The 17,498-nt window shown below is 70.8% G+C and carries 16 protein-coding genes and 2 pseudogenes; 13 read left to right on the top strand and 5 right to left on the bottom strand.

Going from position 1 to position 17,498, the window contains the following annotated elements; translation table 11 throughout:
* Positions 1 to 222: 222 nt before the first annotated feature.
* Positions 223 to 531, top strand: a pseudogene (locus tag BM140_RS26135) (chemotaxis protein CheB); the annotation flags it as partial.
* A gap of 54 nt (positions 532 to 585) precedes the next feature.
* Positions 586 to 702, top strand: a pseudogene (locus tag BM140_RS26715) (ATPase); the annotation flags it as partial.
* Between the two features lie 131 nt (positions 703 to 833).
* Here the strand turns inward: BM140_RS26715 and BM140_RS23450 are convergent.
* Both BM140_RS23450 and BM140_RS23445 read right to left on the bottom strand, forming a co-directional pair.
* Entirely contained in the window at positions 834 to 1,475 is a 642-nt protein-coding gene (locus BM140_RS23450; RefSeq protein ID WP_091951696.1) for a hypothetical protein, read from the bottom strand.
* Positions 1,463 to 2,107 carry a glycosyltransferase family 29 protein gene (locus tag BM140_RS23445; protein ID WP_091951732.1) on the bottom strand — a complete coding sequence of 215 codons (645 nt, stop codon included), beginning with the start codon at positions 2,105 to 2,107 and terminating at the stop codon, positions 1,463 to 1,465. The genes BM140_RS23450 and BM140_RS23445 overlap by 13 nt, the downstream gene beginning before the upstream one ends.
* Before the next feature lie 111 nt (positions 2,108 to 2,218).
* Here BM140_RS23445 and BM140_RS23440 point away from each other — a divergent pair, with 111 nt between their 5' ends.
* Complete coding sequence (locus BM140_RS23440; RefSeq protein ID WP_091951730.1) at positions 2,219 to 3,193, top strand: glycosyltransferase family protein; 975 nt, start codon at positions 2,219 to 2,221, stop codon at positions 3,191 to 3,193.
* A gap of 70 nt (positions 3,194 to 3,263) precedes the next feature.
* Here BM140_RS23440 and BM140_RS23435 read toward each other — a convergent pair whose 3' ends face one another.
* Positions 3,264 to 4,436: a glycosyltransferase family 4 protein gene (locus BM140_RS23435; RefSeq protein WP_091951695.1), complete on the bottom strand. Its 1,173-nt coding sequence runs from the start codon at positions 4,434 to 4,436 to the stop codon at positions 3,264 to 3,266.
* On the bottom strand, positions 4,436 to 5,476 hold the full coding sequence (locus BM140_RS23430) for a glycosyltransferase family 4 protein (RefSeq protein WP_091951693.1): 1,041 nt from the start codon (positions 5,474 to 5,476) through the stop codon (positions 4,436 to 4,438). The genes BM140_RS23435 and BM140_RS23430 overlap by 1 nt, the downstream gene beginning before the upstream one ends.
* Positions 5,477 to 5,534: 58 nt before the next feature.
* On the opposite strand from BM140_RS23430, the gene BM140_RS23425 reads away from it, so the two are divergent.
* From BM140_RS23425 to BM140_RS23385, 9 genes are all read left to right on the top strand, one after another.
* The gene (locus tag BM140_RS23425) at positions 5,535 to 7,601 is read left to right on the top strand and encodes an HAD-IIB family hydrolase (protein ID WP_091951691.1); all 2,067 of its coding nucleotides are present in this window, start codon (positions 5,535 to 5,537) and stop codon (positions 7,599 to 7,601) included.
* A gap of 68 nt (positions 7,602 to 7,669) precedes the next feature.
* Entirely contained in the window at positions 7,670 to 8,461 is a 792-nt protein-coding gene (locus BM140_RS23420) for a glycosyltransferase family 2 protein (RefSeq protein ID WP_244535607.1), read from the top strand.
* 13 nt (positions 8,462 to 8,474) lie between these two features.
* A complete protein-coding gene (locus tag BM140_RS23415; protein ID WP_091951689.1) occupies positions 8,475 to 9,614 on the top strand; it encodes a glycosyltransferase in 1,140 nt (379 codons plus the stop codon).
* 31 nt (positions 9,615 to 9,645) lie between these two features.
* On the top strand, positions 9,646 to 10,569 hold the full coding sequence (locus BM140_RS23410) for a glycosyltransferase family 2 protein (RefSeq protein ID WP_091951687.1): 924 nt from the start codon (positions 9,646 to 9,648) through the stop codon (positions 10,567 to 10,569).
* Positions 10,566 to 11,621, top strand: a complete 1,056-nt coding sequence (locus tag BM140_RS23405) for a glycosyltransferase (RefSeq protein ID WP_091951685.1) — start codon at positions 10,566 to 10,568, stop codon at positions 11,619 to 11,621. The genes BM140_RS23410 and BM140_RS23405 overlap by 4 nt, the downstream gene beginning before the upstream one ends.
* Positions 11,622 to 11,658: 37 nt before the next feature.
* On the top strand, positions 11,659 to 12,336 hold the full coding sequence (locus tag BM140_RS23400) for a class I SAM-dependent methyltransferase (RefSeq protein WP_091951683.1): 678 nt from the start codon (positions 11,659 to 11,661) through the stop codon (positions 12,334 to 12,336).
* Positions 12,337 to 12,426: 90 nt separating this feature from the next.
* The gene (locus tag BM140_RS23395) at positions 12,427 to 13,791 is read left to right on the top strand and encodes a TAXI family TRAP transporter solute-binding subunit (RefSeq protein WP_091951681.1); all 1,365 of its coding nucleotides are present in this window, start codon (positions 12,427 to 12,429) and stop codon (positions 13,789 to 13,791) included.
* 277 nt (positions 13,792 to 14,068) lie between these two features.
* Positions 14,069 to 15,937, top strand: a complete 1,869-nt coding sequence (locus BM140_RS23390) for a PAS domain-containing sensor histidine kinase (RefSeq protein WP_091951679.1) — start codon at positions 14,069 to 14,071, stop codon at positions 15,935 to 15,937.
* Between the two features lies 1 nt (position 15,938).
* Positions 15,939 to 16,328 carry a response regulator gene (locus BM140_RS23385; protein ID WP_091951677.1) on the top strand — a complete coding sequence of 130 codons (390 nt, stop codon included), beginning with the start codon at positions 15,939 to 15,941 and terminating at the stop codon, positions 16,326 to 16,328.
* Between the two features lie 502 nt (positions 16,329 to 16,830).
* On the opposite strand, the gene BM140_RS23380 is transcribed toward BM140_RS23385, so the two are convergent.
* Entirely contained in the window at positions 16,831 to 17,112 is a 282-nt protein-coding gene (locus tag BM140_RS23380) for a DUF2312 domain-containing protein (protein WP_091951675.1), read from the bottom strand.
* A 110-nt stretch (positions 17,113 to 17,222) separates the two neighbouring features.
* Here BM140_RS23380 and BM140_RS23375 point away from each other — a divergent pair.
* A partial coding sequence (locus BM140_RS23375) for a transposase (RefSeq protein ID WP_131803942.1) occupies positions 17,223 to 17,498 on the top strand: 276 nt, incomplete at its 3' end.

Raw genomic sequence — 17,498 nt, 5'->3', positions numbered from 1 at the left:
GACCTCCTTCCCAAGGACTCCACTTCGACACCCTGTCTTCAAAGATGCGCTCGCGTGCCGAGTTGTCTTCGGAGATGGCTCTTCCTCCGCGTGCTGCAAGACGACCTCATCGACAGATCGCGACTGTAGGCGGCCACCTCGATCTCCACCGGTTCGAACTGATTTGGAAAAAATGCCCCCGCCTCAAGGGTTGCTGTTCGACAACAGAGAGCGCAGCCGCGCATGACCCGTCGCGACATCATCGTCATCGGAGGCTCGTCGGGAGCGATGGTGCCCCTCAGGGTTATCCTGGGCGCCCTGCCGCAGGATATTCCAGCCGCGATCTTCGTCGTGTTCCATATCCCGAGCCGCAGCCTCGGGTTGCTCGCGCCCGTGACCTCCGCCGCCGCATCTCTTCCGGTCCACGCCACGAAAGACGGCATGGCGATCAGTCCGGGCAACATCTATCTCGGCGTTCCCGACCATCATCTCATTCTGACCGAGGGACGCATCCAGCTCGGGCGCGGACCCCGTGGGAACATGGCCCGGCCTACGCCACGAACCCGTTGCCGACTGCACCCGCTACGACAGCCTGAGGAGAGCCCGATGATGGAGCGCCAGCAGATCCCCGCCGCGATGGGCGAGCTGAAGTTGTTCGGGATGAAGGCGGCCTACGACGAGAACATCAAGGTCGCGGTCAAGCGCACCTACGAGCCGCAGCAGAATAAGCGTATTTCCTCAAACCGTTCGCGTTAGTAGTCTTTATTTTTGCAACTAAGCTTCTGCATTTTTGAAGACCGCAACCAACAAGGATGCGGAGACGCCGCCACACGGGGGTGTCCGGCGTAGTCTCGTCAGCCGACCCAAGCAGCGTGAACCGATCCACGGGCGGTGTCGGGCTTGGACGCGCCGATGAAGATCACGACCGGACCGTGGGCGTCGCGCCGGGGATCGTAGAAGTCGAGCAGATCCGGCGCGATCTCTTGGAAGAAGCGCAGGCGCAGACCGTCCCGTCGGAGCAGATGGTCGATGACGACTTGGTCGCCGTGCACCGCGTTCGGCACGGGGCCGCAGGATCCGGGGGCCATCCAGCGCTCGGGCTCGGCCGAAAAACGTGCATAGAGCCCGGCGAGGGCATCGCCGTCCCAGCGCAGCAGGGCGCTGGAGAGGCGGCCCTTGTGGAAGTAGTCCTCCATCGCGGCGAGGCCGGGTTCACCCAGGGCGTCGGCGGGGCCGGTCAAGACGGTGTCGAGATCGCACAGCAGGGCGGTGCCCGCGCACAGGCCGGGGCGGAACGCCTCCATCTTCGCCCACCAGGCCGGCCAATCGTGACGGAGGGGCACGCGCTCGACACCCTCGACGGCGAGCGGAAGGTCGGTCAGGCAGACAATCCGCTCAAAGGCCGGCGCGTGGCGGCGCGCGCCGCGGGCGAGCCGCTCGACCCAGGTCGCGTCGTAGCGTCCGCCGCCCTTGAGGACCGTGATCAGCGTGGCCATGGGTCCCTTTCCAGGGGATGGAGGTGCAGGTGCCCGGCCGCCTGGGCCTGCGCGAACCAAGCGCGCTCGGCCGACCAGGGATGGCCGGGCCAACCGTCGAACCCGAAGCCGTAAGCCTGGAGCGGGGAAGCTCCGTGTCCGCGCGCGAGCACGAGCGCCAGCGTCACGAGGAAGCCGGTGCTCGGGTTCGGGCGCCCCTCGGTGCGGGGGGCGAGCAGGGTGCGCGCCCGCTCGTGCAGCGCCTCCGGCAGGATGTGGACCGGGCGACCCGTGGGGCGCAGAAGGGCCAGGGCCTCGCGGGTCCAGCAGATGGTCTCGGGGCGGTTGTGCTCTTCCGGCAGCATCGGAAAGGGCAGGATGAAGGCCCGCGTCGCTCGGACCACCGGGCGCTCCTGAAAGTGTCGGTCCGCCAGCCATTCGCGCATCTGGCCGCCGCGGTTGACCAGGGCGAGGTGCGTGACGCGGGAGCCGGTGGCGCCGCCGAATCCCGCGGCGTTGTTGAAGCGCACGACGTACTGCGCGGCATCGATCGCCTCCGCGTCGGTCGCGGGCGCGTTGCCGACGACGGCCAGCGACGCGGTCTCGGCGACATCCGCCGGTTCGGATCGGAAGAGGGCGTTGTCGAAGGGCACGGCGGTCGGGGGCTGGGTGAGACTCGTGTGGGGAACCGCCAAGGTCCGGCGCCGGTTCGCTGCATCCGGAAACATGCGGCGGCGCAGAGGACGAAGTTCGACGTGACGCGCTTGCGCCGGTGCTTCGTCTGCGCGGCCGACATGCTGGCCCCGAGCGGGCGGCACCTGACTTTTTCGGACGGGCGGCGGCGCAGGTTTCCCCTCGCCTGCGGCTCGTGCGGCGTGCTGCTCGACGGGCAAGCGGACACTTCGCGCTGCCGCGCTCATCTGAGCGCGGCTTTGGCCGGGGAGGTCTTCGTCTCCGACGGGCAGGCAGAATACGGGCTCGACCTGTACACTCTGCGCATCGCCGCGACCCGGTTCGGGCGCGGCGTCCGCCCGCTCGATGCGGCGGGCCGGGCGGACTTGCTGCATCCGCATGCGGAGCGGGCTGCGCGGGCCGGGCTGTACGATCTCGATGGGGTGCAGATGCCGCCCGTCTCCCTGGGGCTGCTGTGCCGCCCGTCCGAACTCGGCGGGATGCTGGCCGGGTTGCCGGACTGGGCCGACGACGTGGCGATCCTGCTCGACGCCGAGGCGGCTCCGCCGCGGGTCGTGGCGGTACCGGGGTTCAGGGACGGCGCCGTGCGGGTCGCGGCCAGGCCGCTCTCCGAAAACTTCGCGGCGCAGCGCAATGCGTTGCAGGCGATGGCGCGCCATCCCTGGATGCTGCAGCTCGACGCCGACGAGCGCCTCGCGCCCGCCGCCGGCCGGCTGTTGCCCGCGCTGGCGGCGCTGGCAGAGGCGGGCGCCGTCCGCTCGATCGGGCTGGCGCGCGAGAACCGCGTCGACGGCATTCTCGCCGACGTCTTTCCGGACGTGCAGTACCGGCTCAACCGGCGCGACGTGACCTATGCCGGCCGGGTGCACGAGCGGCCGCGGCTCGCGGGCGGCTGGCACGAGAGTTTTTTCAGTCTTCATGGCGCGATCGAGCACCGCTTGAGCCGTGCCCATGTCGAGGCCCGCTCGCAGCGTTACGAGGCGATGGACCCTGGGCGTGGTCGACTCGAAGAAGCGGAGGCCCTGCTGCGCCCCTACCGTGATTGAGTCCCGGATCCCAAAGGTCGAGACCTTTGGTGGGGCTGGGGCAAAGCCCTGGTGGCCTCGGCAAAGCCGATCACCGCTTCCAGGCCGCCTCGTACAACGCAAGCGTCTCCCGTCCGAGGCTGGCCCGGTCGAACCGCCCGGCGGCGGCGAGCGCGCGAGCCCGGTAGGCATGGCGCAGACCGGGATCGGCCAGCAGCGGGCGCAGGGCGTCGGCGAGCGCCGTCCCGGTGGCGGCGTCGGCGAGCGGGCCCGCTCCGGGCGCGCCGACGAAGGCGCGGGCGCTCGCGTCCTCGGCGCAGGCGACGACCGGGCGGCCATAGGCCAGGGCCTCCTGATAGACGAGGCCGAAACTCTCGTAGCGCGAGGGCGCCAGCACCGCGTGGGCCTGCGTGTAGGCCTGGGCCAACGCCGCCGCGTCGATCCGGCCGCGGGCGTGGATGCGCCGGCGTGCGGCCTCGGAAAGGTCGGGCGGCAGGTCGGCGGGGGGCACGCCGACGAGGTCGAGGCGGAACGGCGGCAGGGCGCCGCGCGCCTGTTCTTCGGCGAGGATCGCGGTTGCCGTGATGAGTGCGTCGAAGCCTTTTCGGAGTTCCGCCCGGCCGACGAAGAGCAGGCGCACGGGCGCGTCCTCGTCCGGATAAGTCGCGCTGCGAGCACTGCCAAAGATGTTCGGCGGCAGGCTGAGGCCGATGACGGCAGAGGGCTGGCGCCCGGTGAGGCGATAGGCCCTGTCGATCACCGCGCCGTGCGCCTCCGTATTGGCGATGAGGCCGGCGCTGCCGCGGGCCTGCCGCCGCTCCAGCGCGTCGGCGGCGAGCCCGTCGAGGCGGTCGCGCAGGTTTGGCTCGGCCCCGCGGGTGAAGGCGGCGGGCGTCGAGCTTCGCGTGACCAGCGGCAGGTCGCGCCGGCCCGCGAGCAGGACGGCGGGGGCGTACCAGTTCGTCGCCTCGACGATATCGAACGGCGCGCGCGCATGCGCCGCCAGGACCGCCCGGCGGAAGGCGGCCGGCGCGGCGAGGTGCCCGAGCGAACCCCACAGGCGCAGGCGCGCCAGCCCGCCGCCGGGGGGCAGCGCGAGGCCTTCGACCGCGACGCCGCCGGCCCGTGACTGCCCGGTGCGGTCGAGGGTGAACACGGTCACGTCGGCCCCCGCCTCGGCGAGACTTTCGGCGATCTCGCGGGCGGCGATGGAGAGCCCGCTCGGGGCCGGCGGGTAGTCCCAGGTCAGCAGCGCGACGCGCATCAGGCGGCGCGCAGGCGCTGGTAGAGCGCGAGGTAGTCGCGGGCCATGCGCTCGGCGGTGAAGCGCTCTTCGAAGCGGCGGCGCACCCGAGCGCGGTCGAGCCCGTCGATCCGGGCGAGCGCGGCGACGGCCTCGGCTTCCGAGGCGACGACGAAGCCGGTCACCCCGTCCTCGACGATCTCGGGGACCGAGCCGTGGTTCCAGGCGATCACCGGGGTGCCGTGGGCCATCGCCTCGATCATCACGAGGCCGAAGGGTTCGGGCCAGTCGATCGGGAACAGCAGCGCGCGGGCCCCGCCGAGCAGGTCGCTCTTGGCGCGGTCGTCCACGGGGCCGAGATAGGTGGCGTCATCCCCGAGCAGCGGGCGCACCCTGCGCTCGAAATAATCCGGGTTGCCGACATCGATCGTGCCGCCCAGCCGAATCGGGAGCCCGGCGGCGCGGGCCACGCGGATCGCCACGTCCGGCCGCTTCTGGTCGGTCATCCGGCCGACGAACGCGACGTGGGCGCCGGCCTCGCGGGACAGGGCGTAGCGGTCCGCAGCCAGCCCGTGATGGACGATTCCCGCCCGGTTGGCCTCCGGGATGCCCTCGGCCTGCGCCGCCGAGATCGCCGCCACCGGCAGGTCGGGGAAGCCGGCGAAGAACAGCGCGCGGTCGAGTTCGTCCACGCGCCAATGCACCGTGGTCAGGCTGTGGCGGCGGCGGGCGCCGAGGAGCGCCGCGTGGGCGAACTCGCCGTGGGCGTGGACGATGTCGAAGTCGTCGAGCCGCCGACGCAGGGCCTCCAGTTGCAGCGCGTCCAGCGCCGCCGGCACGCCGGGCGCGACCCGGCCGAAGCGCCGCTCCAGGGCCGCCAGGCTCGGATGGTCGCCGACGCGGGTGAGGTCGGTCACGCTGTCGCAGGAAGCGAACAGCGTCACTTCGACGCCGATGTTTCTCAGTGCAACGGACAGATCGTGGACGATCCGCTCCGTACCGCCATGGTGAAGGGGTGGAACGGGAAAGATATTGGGAGCGATTTGGGCGACGCGCAGCAACAATTTCACCTACATATGTTGTGACCGGCATAGGACGATCCGGTCCATAGACCGTCCTATGTTCGTTCTACACGTCGCCCTTCAGGGCTGCCTGCGCGGCAGCGACGTTGTCTACGGACTGACGGCCGATACCGGCGGCCATATCCGCTACCTGCTCGATCTGGTCGGCGCCTCGGCGCGGGACGCGGCCGTGACGCGGATCGTGGTGGCGACGCGGCTGTTCCACGGCGCGCCGGGCCCCGATTACGCCGTGCCCGAAGAGCGGATCGCCGACAAGGTCGGGCTGTTGCGGCTCGCCAGCGCCTCGCCGGGCTACCGCTCGAAGGAGGAGATGCACGGCGAGGTCGAAAGCTACGCCGAGAACCTCGTCGCCTGGATCGGCCGCCAACCGCGGGCGCCGGACATCGTCCACGCACATTACGCGGATGCGGCCGCGGTGGCGGCGGTCGTGGAGGAACGGCTCGGCATCCCGTTCGTGTTCACCGCCCATTCCCTCGGGCGGGTCAAGGCGGCGATGCTCGGCGAGGCCGCGCCCCGCCCCGACCTGACGCGCCGCATCGCCACCGAGGAGGCGGCGCTGACCCGCGCCGCCCTCGTCGTCGCCTCCTCGCGCGACGAGGCCGAGGTGCAGTACGGCGGCTATCGTTCCTACGATCCGGGCCGGGTGCGCGTGCTGCCGCCGGGCAGCGACCTCGCGCGCTTTGCCGCCAGCCGCCCGCATCCGCGGGTGGATGCCACCATCGACCGGTTCCTGACCGATCCGGGCAAGCCGCCGCTGCTGGCGCTGGCCCGGCCGGTGGCGCGCAAGAACCTCGCGGCGCTTGTGCGGGCCTACGGCGAGAGCCCGGAATTGCAGGCGACCGCCAACCTCGTCCTCGTGGCGGGCACGCGGGAGGACATCGACGCGCTCGACGGCGACATGGCCGCGACGATGCGCGACCTCCTCGTCCTGATCGACCGCTACGACCTCTACGGCCGCGTGGCCTACCCCAAGACCCACCGCCCCGACGACGTGCCGGCGATCTACGCCTATGCCCGCGAGCGCGGCGGCCTGTTCGTCAACCCGGCGCTGAACGAGCCCTTCGGCCTGACGCTCTTGGAGGCTTCGGCCGCCGGCCTGCCGCTGGTCGCCACCGACAGCGGCGGCCCGAACGACATCGTCGAGACCTGCGGCAACGGGCTGCTCGTCGATCCCCGCGCGCCGGCCTCCATCGCGGCGGCCTGCCTGCACATCCTCACGGACCAAAGCTTCCGTGCGGCCTGCGTCGCGGGCGGGGCGCGGGCGGCGGCGGCCTACGACTGGGACCGGCACGCCGCGCGCTATCACGCGCTGCTGGCCGCGCTCATCGCCCGCACCCCGCCGCTGCGCCACCCGCGCCAGCTCCTGATCTGCGATATCGACAACACCCTGGTCGGCTGCGAATCGGCGCTGGCGACCTTCCGGCGCTGGCGCAGCCGCCAGACGGGCCTCGCCTTCGGCGTCGCCACCGGCCGCTCGTTCCACAGCGCCATGGCGGTGCTGGAAGAGCAGGACAGCCCGCGCCCGCAGGTGATGATCACCTCGGTCGGCTCGGAGATCTACCATCTCGACGCAAACGGCGTGACCTACACCGCCGACGCCGCGTGGCGCGCCGCGGTCTCGGAGGGGTGGGACCGGGCAGGGATCGATGCGGCGCTCGGGCGCCTCGACGGGCTCGTGCCGCAGGGGCCGCTGGAGCAGCGGGGGCACAAGCTCAGCTTCTTCGGCGACGCGAAGACCGCGCAGGGGGTGCGCGAGCGCCTCAGCGCGGCGGGCCTCTGCGCGAACGTGATCCACAGCCACGGCCGCTATCTCGACGTGCTGCCGGCCACCGCCTCCAAGGGCTCGGCGGTCGATCACGTCCGCTGCCTCTACGGCCTGCCGGAGCGGGCGGTGTTCGTGGCGGGCGATTCCGGCAACGACATCGAGATGCTGCGCGCCCGGACCCAGGCGATCATCGTCGCCAACTATTCCGATGGGCTCGCCCACCACGCGGCGCTGGCGCATTCCTACGTCGCCCGCGCCTCGCATGCCCGCGGCATCATCGAGGGCGTGCTGCATTTCCGCCGGGCGGTCGCCTACGCCGCGCCGGCCCCCACCGCGTGACCGGCTCCGACCTCCGGGCGAGCGTGCTCACCCTGGTCCGCGGCCGGGCCGACCGCCTGCGTCACCTGATGCACGGTCTCAGTCGCCAGAGCGTGCCCCCCCGCGAGCTGGTGATCGCCTGGATGCAGCCGGAGCGCGCCCCCGACCTGCCCGATCCCGGCTGCCCCGTGCGCCATTGCCACGTGCCCGGCGAGCCGATGCCGCTGGCCGCCGCGCGCAACCGCGCCGCCGAAGCAGCGTCCTCCGATCTTTTGGTGTTTCTCGACGTGGACTGCATTCCCTCGCCCGGCCTCGTGGCGGCCTACACGGAAGCGGCGCGGACCGAGCGCGGCCTGTTCCTGGGCGAAGTTCTCTATCTGCCGCCCGGCGTGACCCACCCCGCCGATCTCGACCGGCTCGGCCGCGTCCATCCGGCCCGGCCGCCTCTGCCCACGGCGGGTTTGCGGCGCGAGCCCGATGCCGGGCAACTCTGGGGCCTGTCCTTCGCCCTGCCGGCCGAGGCGTGGCGGGCGGTCGGCGGCATGGACGAGGGGTACGTCGGCTACGGCGGCGAGGAGACCGATCTGGCGGCGCGCCTCGCGGAAACGGGTCTACCGACCTTCTGGGTCGCGGGCGCCCGGGCCTACCACCAGCACCACCCGGTCCACGTGCCGCCGCTCCAGCACTTCTCGGCGATTCTCGCCAACGCGGCCCGCTTCCACGCCCGGCACGGGCGCTGGTGCATGACCTACTGGCTCGGCCAATTCCGCGCCGCCGGCCTCATCGCCTGGGACGAGACCGCCCCGGCGATCCGCCTACTGCGCCATCCCGAACTGCCCGAGATCGCCGCCGCCTTGCGGCCCGACGCCCTGTTCTCCTGACGACGGCGAGACCATGAAGAAACCCATCGCGTTCTTCGTCCACCACCAGGGCCGGGGCCATGCCCACCGCACCATGGCGGTGGCGGCCGAATTCGCCCGCGACCGGCCGGTCTCGGTGCTGACCGCCGGCCCGCTTCTGTTCGACGGCTTCACCCGCGACATCGAGATCGTGGCGCTGCCGAACATGATCGGCGCCGCGGTGCCGACCCCGCGCCTCTACGCCGAGCCGACGCCGCCGGTGATGCATTGCGTGCCGCTGGGCCTCGCCGAGATGCGCCGGACCATGCGGACGATCCTCGACCATCTCGACGCCCGCGAGGTCGGGCTGTTCGTGGTCGATGTCTCCGCCGAGATCGCGCTGCTCGCCCGCATCGCCAGCGTGCCCGCGGTGCAGATCCGCATGCACGGCGACCGGGGCGACATCGGCCATGTCGGCGCCTACGAGGCCTGCGTCGGCATGCTGGCTCCCTTCGACGCGCGGCTGGAGCAGGACGATTACCCGGCGCATCTGCGCGCCAAAACCTTCTACAGCGGCGGCCTGTGCACCAGCGTCGATTCCGTGCCCGGGCGGGCCGAGGCGCGGGCCCGGCTCGGCCTCGACCCGGAGCGCGAGATCGTCGTCGCGGTCACCGGCGGCGGGGGCAGCGGCACGCCCTACGCGCCGCTCACGGTCGCCGCCCGCGCCGCGCCCGACGCCCTGTGGCTGACGCTGGGGCCGACCCACCGCGAGGGCCACGAGACCGACTTTTCCAACTTGCGCGAACTCGGCTGGGTGCCGTCCGTGACCGACTATCTCGCCGCCGCCGACATCGTCGTGGCCTCTGCCGGCGACAACACCGTCCACGAGGTCGCCCGCGTCGGCGGGCGCCTCATCGTCATGCCCGAATGGCGCTATTTCGGCGAGCAGACCCGCAAGGCCGAGGCGCTGGTGCGCCTGGGCGCCGCGGTCCAGGCCCCGCAATGGCCCGGCGACCTCCAGGGCTGGCGCGATCTCCTAGCCCGCGCCCGCGGCCTCGACGGCACCGTCCTGCGCGGCCTCTACGCCCCCGACGCGGCGGCGCGCGCCGCCGGCTGGCTCGAAGGGCTGACCGACGAGCTGTGGCAGGGCGCGGTCGAGGCTCCCGCAACGCTGCGCGTCGTCGCGACGAACTGAACGAACCGTCCCCGCTATCGCCGGAGCCCGCATGCCCACCGTTTCCGTCGTCACCCTGGCCAAGGGACGGCCCGCGCATCTCCGCAACGTCCTGCGCGGGCTGGAACGCCAAACGCAAAAACCCGCCGAGTTCGTCGTCGCGGTGATGCAGGATGCGCTCTACGACCTACCCGAGGTCGGCTTTCCCGTGCGCCAGATCCGCGTCGAGGGCACCGAGCTGCCGCTCGCCGCCGCGCGCAACCGCGGCGTCGCGGCCTCGACCGGCGAAGCGATCGCCTTCCTCGACGTCGATTGCATCCCCACGCCCGGCTTCGTCGCCGAGTATGCGCAGGGGCTCTCGGAGCTCGACGGCCTGCTGATGGGCGAGGTGCTGCACCTGCCCGAACACGCCACGCTCAGAGACTGGGATTACGACGACCTCGCGCGGGTCGCCGAAAAGCATTCCGACCGGCGCGGCCCCCCGGCCTCCGGCATCGAGATCTGCACCGATTACCGCTGCTTCTGGTCGCTCAACTTCGCGATGTCGCGGGCGACGTTCGAGGCGGTCGGCGGATTCGACGAGCGCTATGTCGGCTACGGCGGCGAGGACACCGATTTCGGCAAGCTCCTCGACCGGCGCGGCGTCCCCATCGCCTGGATGAAGGGGGCGCTGGCCTATCACCAGTACCACCCGCACCACATGCCGCCGATCCACCATCTCGACAGCGTGGTGCGCAACGCCGAGCTGTTCGAGGCGAAGTGGGGCTACCGCACGATGGGCCACTGGCTCTACGCCTTCAAGGTGATGGGCCTGATCGACGACACGCCCGACCGGCCCATCCGCATCCTGCGCCGCCCCGACGCCGCCGACCTCGCGCTCACCGGCCAGCAGAGCCACCAACCCTATACGAATTCGGCCTCCGTCATCCGTGCTCTGGAGGCGCGGGCGCGCGAGACCGAGGCCGAGCCGGCGTGAGGATCGCCCTCCTCGCCCATCTGCGCCACCCGATCGCCCCGCCCTTCGCCGGCGGATTAGAGGCCTATACCTGGCACCTCGCCGAGGGGCTGAGCGCGCGGGGCCACGACGTCACCCTGTTCGCCTCGGGCGACAGCGACCGGCGCTTCCGGCTCGATCCGGTGATCCCGGTGCATCACGAGGCGGCCTTTCCGGGGATGGAGCATCGGGGCGATGCCGGGCTGAAGGCGCATGTCGATGCCGGCTATGCGGCCGCCCTCGACCGCATCGCGGCGGGCGGCTTCGACGTGCTGCACAACAACAGCCTGAGCCGCCTGCCGCTGGAGCGTCGCCGCCTGGAGACCGTGCCGACGGTGACCTCGCTGCACGTGCCGCCCTACGACGCGCTGCGCTGGTTCGTGCACGAGAGCCTGAGCCCTAGCCACCGCATCACCGCGACCTCGCGGGCCCACGCGCGGGGCTGGTGGCCGGACCGGGTGCCGCCCGAGGTGGCGGTGCTCCACAACGGCATCGATCCCGCCGCGTGGCCGTTCCGCGAGACCGGCGACGGCAGCGCCGTCTGGTGCGGGCGGATCGCGCGGGTGAAGGGCCCGCACCACGCGGTGGCGGCGGCCCGGCGGGCGGGCCTGCCCCTGACCCTGTTCGGCCCGATTGAGGAGCCGGACTATTGGCGGGTGGAAGTGGCCCCGAATCTCGGCGGCCCGATCCGCTACGGCGGCCATCACGACGGCGCGGCGCTTGCCCGCGAGATCGGCCGCGCCTCCGTCTTCCTGTTCACGCCATGCTGGGACGAGCCGTTCGGTCTCGTCACCGTCGAGGCGATGGCCTGCGGCCTGCCCGTGGCGGGCTTCGCGAGGGGGGCGGCCGAGGAGGTCGTCGGCGAGGCCGGATGCCTCGTCCCGGTCGGTGACGCGGCGGCGCTGGCGCACGCGATCGGCGCGGCGCTGGCGATCCCGCGCGACGTGCCGCGGGCCCGCGTCCTGCGCCTGTTCACTCGCGCGCACTGGCTGAACCGCTGCGAGGCGCTCTACGCGCGGGCCCACGCGGCTTGAGCCCAGGCGCCCGAACACACTCGAACCACGGAAAAAAATGACCCGTCAGGACCTCATCGCCGCCCTGTGGCACGGCCGCGATCCTTTCGCCGACCCGCCGGAGACCCTGCGCCCTCTCGACCTGCAGGGCTGGCGCAGCCGGCACCTCTATCTCGACGAGGCGGTGGAGCAGTTCCGCCCGGGCGTGGTGGTGGAGATCGGCGCGTGGAAGGGGGCGAGCACGCTGCATATGGCCCGCGCCATGGCCGAGCGCGACATTCCCGGCACCGTGATCGCGGTCGATACGTGGCTCGGCGCGGTCGATCACTGGGCGGAGGCCAGCCTGTTCTCGGAGCTTGCCACCGAGCACGGCTTCCCGAGCCTCTACCGCACCTTCCTGGCCAACGTCCTGCGCGAGGGGCAGGCCGGGCGGGTGATCCCGCTTCCCCTCGACTCGGTGAACGCCGCCGAACTGATGCGCCTGCGCGGCGTCACCGCCGACGTGATCCACCTCGATGCCGGCCACGAGGAGGCCTCGGTCGCCGCCGATCTCCGGGCGTGGTGGCCGGTGCTGCGGCCCGGCGGCCTGTTCATCGCCGACGATTACGACCGCCTCGGCGGTCGCTTCCCCGGCGTCACCCGCGCCGTCGATGCCTTCTGCGCCGCCTACGACGTGAAAGGACCCTGGTCGTTTCAGGGAAAATGCAAGTTCCTCAAATCCGATCGTCTGGAGTGACTCCGCGGTGCGTCGGTCCAACGCAGTTCTCGAAATCCGACCGGCGTCGCCCACTTGTCTCTCGCGCCGGGCGGTCGGTGGGTTCGGGGAATGGGTGTGTCCAAGGTGGCGTTTCCGGATGGCCGTGGCGTGTGGCTCACCCTCGGCTTGGCGCTCCTGCTGGTCGTCCTGGCCGTCGCAGCCGTCCACTTGACCCGCCCCGCGACCTTGACCATCGCGGTCGCGCCGAACGGCGGGACGGAGCCGGCCCTTTTGCGGGCCTACGCGGATGAGCTCGCCCGGCGCAAGCTCGGCATCCGCCTCAAGGTCGTCCCGTTCAACGGGGTGCGCGAGAGTGCGGAGGCGCTGAAGACCGGCAGGGCCGACCTCGCGGTGGTCCGTCCGGACGTCGCGATGCCGGGCAACGGCCTTACCCTCGCGGTCCTGCGGGAACTCGCCGTCCTCGTGGTGGCGCCGGGCGCGTCCGGGATAAGGGGCATCCCGGATCTCGCGGGTAAACGGCTGGGCATGCTCGCCAACCGGACGGCGGACAGGACCCTGGTTGCGAACCTGATCGCTCATCATGGCCTCGAACTCTCGACCGAAACCCCAACCATCTCCGGGGATCGGAAGGCCGTGGCGCTCGTTCCGGTGGAGGAGACCGATGTCACGGCGGCACTCCGTGACGGTCTGATCGACGCCATGGTGCTGGTGACGACGCCCACCTCGCCGGCCGCACGGCGCCTCGTCGCCTTCGCGGGCGAGGCGAGCGGGGAGGGGGATGTCGCGATGATCGGGTTCCCCGACGCCGCGGCGGTGCTGGCGCGGTTGCCGCGGCTTCAGCCCGTCACGGTGCCAGCCGCCCTGTATGGCGGCGAGCCACGGCGGCCATCCGAGGACATCGCGACCGTGGGTTCGTCCTACCGCCTGATGGCGCGCGCCGATCTTTCCCGCAGCGTCGCGGCAGAAGTGACGCAGCACCTGTTCGAGATGCGCGCCGCCCTGGCGGAAACGGTTCCGGCCGCCGAGGAAGTCACGCACCCGGCCTACGAGGACACCGCGGACGCCACCAGCGCACGGTTGCCCATCCATCCCGGGGCCCTCGACTATTACGAGCGGGAGCAGGAAACGTTTATCGAGCGATACGAAAGCTGGATCTACCTGGTGGCCATCCTGGGTGGCGGTCTCGGCTCGACCGCGGCTTGGCTGCGGCAGCGCATGGGACGCATCCGTCGGGAGCGGATCGATGTGGCGACCGCCCGCCTGCTCGAGCTGCGTTCCGAGGCACGCCGCGAGAATGACCGCGAGCGACTGGAGACGATGGCGGGTGAAATCGACGACTTGGCCGGCAGCATCGCACGGCATGCTCTGAACCGGCCGACGGAGCCGCGGACCCTCGGGGCCGCCACCGTTGCCATCGAGGCGGCACGTTCGACGGTGAGGCGCGCTCTGGATCGAGAGGGAGCGCCGACATAGCCGACCGCGGCGGTCCGCTCGTCGGTCGGCCTTGCTCTTCCAGGGAAAAGGCGTGCTGCTCGGCTGGGCACCGACAGGGTGAGCGGGTCCTGCCTTTCTGTCGGCCCCGCCACCGACCGGAGCCGTACCCGACCTGACTGCATCAGGCCGGCGGCGCTCGCTCCTCGTTCCGCCGCGCATCCTTGCGACGATCCGGTTTCCCCTTCATCGGAATGCACTCTAGTAAGGACGGCAAGGCGGGGGGGCTCGCTGGTCGCAGTGCTTGGCGAGACGAGACATGACGTTGCATGCCGAGCTCGGCGATGTCGGGGGGACCGCCCCCCTTCGGATGGCGGACCTCTTCCGTCTGCGCGATTGGGGAACGACCCCTCTCGGCAAGCGCGACACTTGGCCGGCCGTTCTGCGCACGACCATCGACCTCATGCTCGCGTCGCTGCACCCCATGTGCCTCCTGTGGGGGCCCGGACGCATCTTCCTCTACAACGACGGCTACGCCGAGATCCTCGGAGCGCGGCACCCCAGCGCGTTGGGCCTTCCGACCGAGGACGTTTGGCCGGAACTCTGGGACGACCTCGCCCCGTTGATCGGCCGGACTTTCGGTGGGGAAAGCTTCGCCTTCCGCGACCAGCCTCTCACGATGACGCGCAACGGCTTCGCGGAGCAGGTCTGGTACGACTTCGCCTACTCACCGGTGCGCGACGAGAACGGCACGGTCGTCGCCCTCCTGAACGTGACGTCCGAGAGCACCGCGCGGGTGACCGCGCAACGGGAACGCGACAGGGCGACCGGTTGGCTGAGGTCCAGCGAGGGGCGCTTGGCCGCCCTCGTCGAGGCCAGCTCGGACAGCCTCTACTCGATGAGCCCGGACTGGCAGGAGATGCGCTCGCTGCAAGGCCGCGGATTCATCGCGAACGCCGATGCGCCGACCGAGCGGTGGATGGATGTGTACCTGTTCCCGGAGGATCAGGACGAAGTCCGAGGCAAGATCGAGACGGCCATCGCACGCACGGAGCCCTTCGAGATGGAGCACCGGGTGCGCCTCGCGGACGGGACCGCGGGCTGGATCTTCTCCCGCGCCGTTCCCGTCAGGAACGAGACCGGCCAAGTTACGGAATGGTTCGGCATGGCCGCCGACGTGACCACGCGCTACCGCGCCGTGGAGCAGTTGCGGGAGAGCGAGGCGTTCATGCGCGGGGTGCTCGCCGCCTCGAACGACTGCATCAAGGTGCTCGACCTCGACGCCAAGCTCACGTTCATGAGCGAGGGGGGCCGGCGCGTCATGGAGGTGTCGGACTTCAATGCCGTCGCCGGGTGTCCCTGGCCTGAATTCTGGGAGGGCGTCGGCCACGTCGCGGCCAAGGAGGCGGTTGCCTCCGCCCGGGCCGGGGTCGCGGCGGCGTTCCAGGGTTATGCCGACACCATGAAGGGGAACCGGCGGTACTGGGACGTGCAGGTCTCGCCGATCCTGGGGGCGGACGGAAAGCCCGAGCGCATCCTCTCCATCTCGCGCGACATCACCGCCCTGAAGGCGGCGGAGGAGGCCCGCGCGGTGCTGGCCCAGGAACTGGCGCATCGCATGAAGAACTCGCTTGCGATGGTTCAGGCCATCGTGACCCAGACACTGCGCCAGTCGAAGTCGATGGAGGAGGGGCGCACGGCCGTCTCGCAGCGCCTGTCGGCGCTCGGGCGGGCGCAGGACATCCTCACCCGCTCGGACTTCACGGAAGCCGACATCCACGAGGTCGTCGCGGCGGCCATCGAGCCGCATCGGATCGCGGAGGACCGCATCTCATGGTCCGGGCCACCCCTAACGTTGAGCTCCCAACAGGCGCTCGGATTGTCGCTCGCGATCCACGAGTTGGCGACCAACGCGGCCAAGTACGGCGCCCTCTCGAACGAGACCGGACGCGTCGCGATGTCCTGGCATGTCGTGGATGGTGGGTTCCGGTTCGATTGGATCGAGTCCGGCGGCCCCCCCGTCGCGCCCCCCGGGGCCCGGGGCTTCGGCTCCAAGCTGATCGAGCGGATCGTGGCATCCTATTTCGAGGGCGAGGGCATCCTGGATTTCGACGCCGCCGGCGTCAGGTTCCGGCTGACGGGCGCGGCAGGCGCCGCCGTGGGCGACGATAAGGGTCTGAGCCATTAGAATGGGACAGTCGGTTCACCCTGGGAGCGTCGCCGTCCTCGTCGTCGAGGACGACGCCTTGTTGCGCGCGGAGGCCGTGGACCTTTGCATCGAGGCGGGATTCCAGACCTACGAGGCGCGCGACGCCGACCAAGCCATCCGCCTTCTGGAGCGGCATTCCGAAATCCGCGTCCTGTTCACCGACATCGAGATGCGGGGCCAGATGGATGGCCTCAAGCTGGCGCACGCCGTGCGGGAACGCTGGCCCCCGGTATCGATCATGGTCACCTCGGGACGACGCAAGGTGACGAAGAAGGACCTGCCGGAGAACGGCCTGTTCTTCGCCAAGCCGTATCCCCCGGACGACATCGTCAACGCTCTCAACGGCATCGCGGCGCAGATCGCGTCCTAGAGCATCGGCCCGAAAGGTGGGAACCGGCTTTCGGAAAAAAGCCGATGCGGCACAATAACGGAGAGCATCGTCTTGGATCTGATATTCAGGACGATGCTCTAGAGCCTGTTATGCACTTGTCATAAGCTTTTCGGCCTGTTTGAGCATGAGGCAGGCGAAGGCGACCATGTGCAGACCGGCCAACGTGGTGATGCGCCCCGACCCAACGTGGTCGGGCACAACGCTAAGCACGCCGTCCACCCTGGCGGTGCAACGACCTCTCGGGTGGACGGCTTCCGAAGCCGGACGAACGGCCCGCCGAAGACGCATCGTCTGTATGACCGCACGCGTCGCGAACGCACGATGCCGTCCGGTAGATGGATTTCGGCTCGGGGACCTGCGACGGCCTGAGCGCAGCCGAAACGTCGAACGCCGGGCCCCTATCCGACGCGCGGCGCCCGCGAATGCGTGCCTGATCGCGCACCGGGCCCGATGGACGGAGCCCGGTGGCGTCGGCGGTCAATCAGGCGGCCTGGGCGACCGGCGCGGGCGACGGCGCATCCATCGCGCGCAGATAGAGGTCGAGCAGCGTCTCCTGCTCGTCACGCTCGTCCTTGTCCTGCTTGCGCAGCTTAAGGATTTCCTTGAGCACCTTCACATCGAGCCCCTCGCCCTTGGCCTCGCCGAAGATCTCCTTCTTGGTCTCCATGAGATCCTTGATCTCCTCGTCGATGCGCTCGATGCGCTCGATGATGGAACGGATCCGGTCGCCTGCGACGCCCACGGTGTCGGTCGTGTCGGACATGCTGACTCCTCGCGCTGATCGGGGCCGGCAAACTGGCGGGTCAGGGTAAGCGAGAGGTTAAGAGCGCCTAACAGAACGGCACGAAGCGGTGGATGGTGCGTTGGTGGGGCATGGCTCGCGCTCTGCTTCCCGACGATCTCTGGACGGAGATTGCCCCGCTCCTGCCGCCGCCTCGGCCGCGCCCGAAGGGCGGACGGCCTCCGATCGACAATCGGGCGGCGCTGACCGGCATCCTGTTCGTGCTGCGCTCCGGCCTACCCTGGGAGATGCTACCGGCCGAGATGGGCTGCGGGAGCGGCATGAGTTGCTGGCGGCGTCTGCGCGACTGGCAGGCAGCCGGCGTGTGGGCGCGGCTGCATCAGGTCCTGTTGGAGCGCCTGCACGCG

Source organism: Methylorubrum salsuginis (assembly GCF_900114375.1).
Lineage (GTDB): Bacteria > Pseudomonadota > Alphaproteobacteria > Rhizobiales > Beijerinckiaceae > Methylobacterium > Methylobacterium salsuginis.
This window is presented reverse-complemented; position numbering and strand designations above follow the sequence as displayed.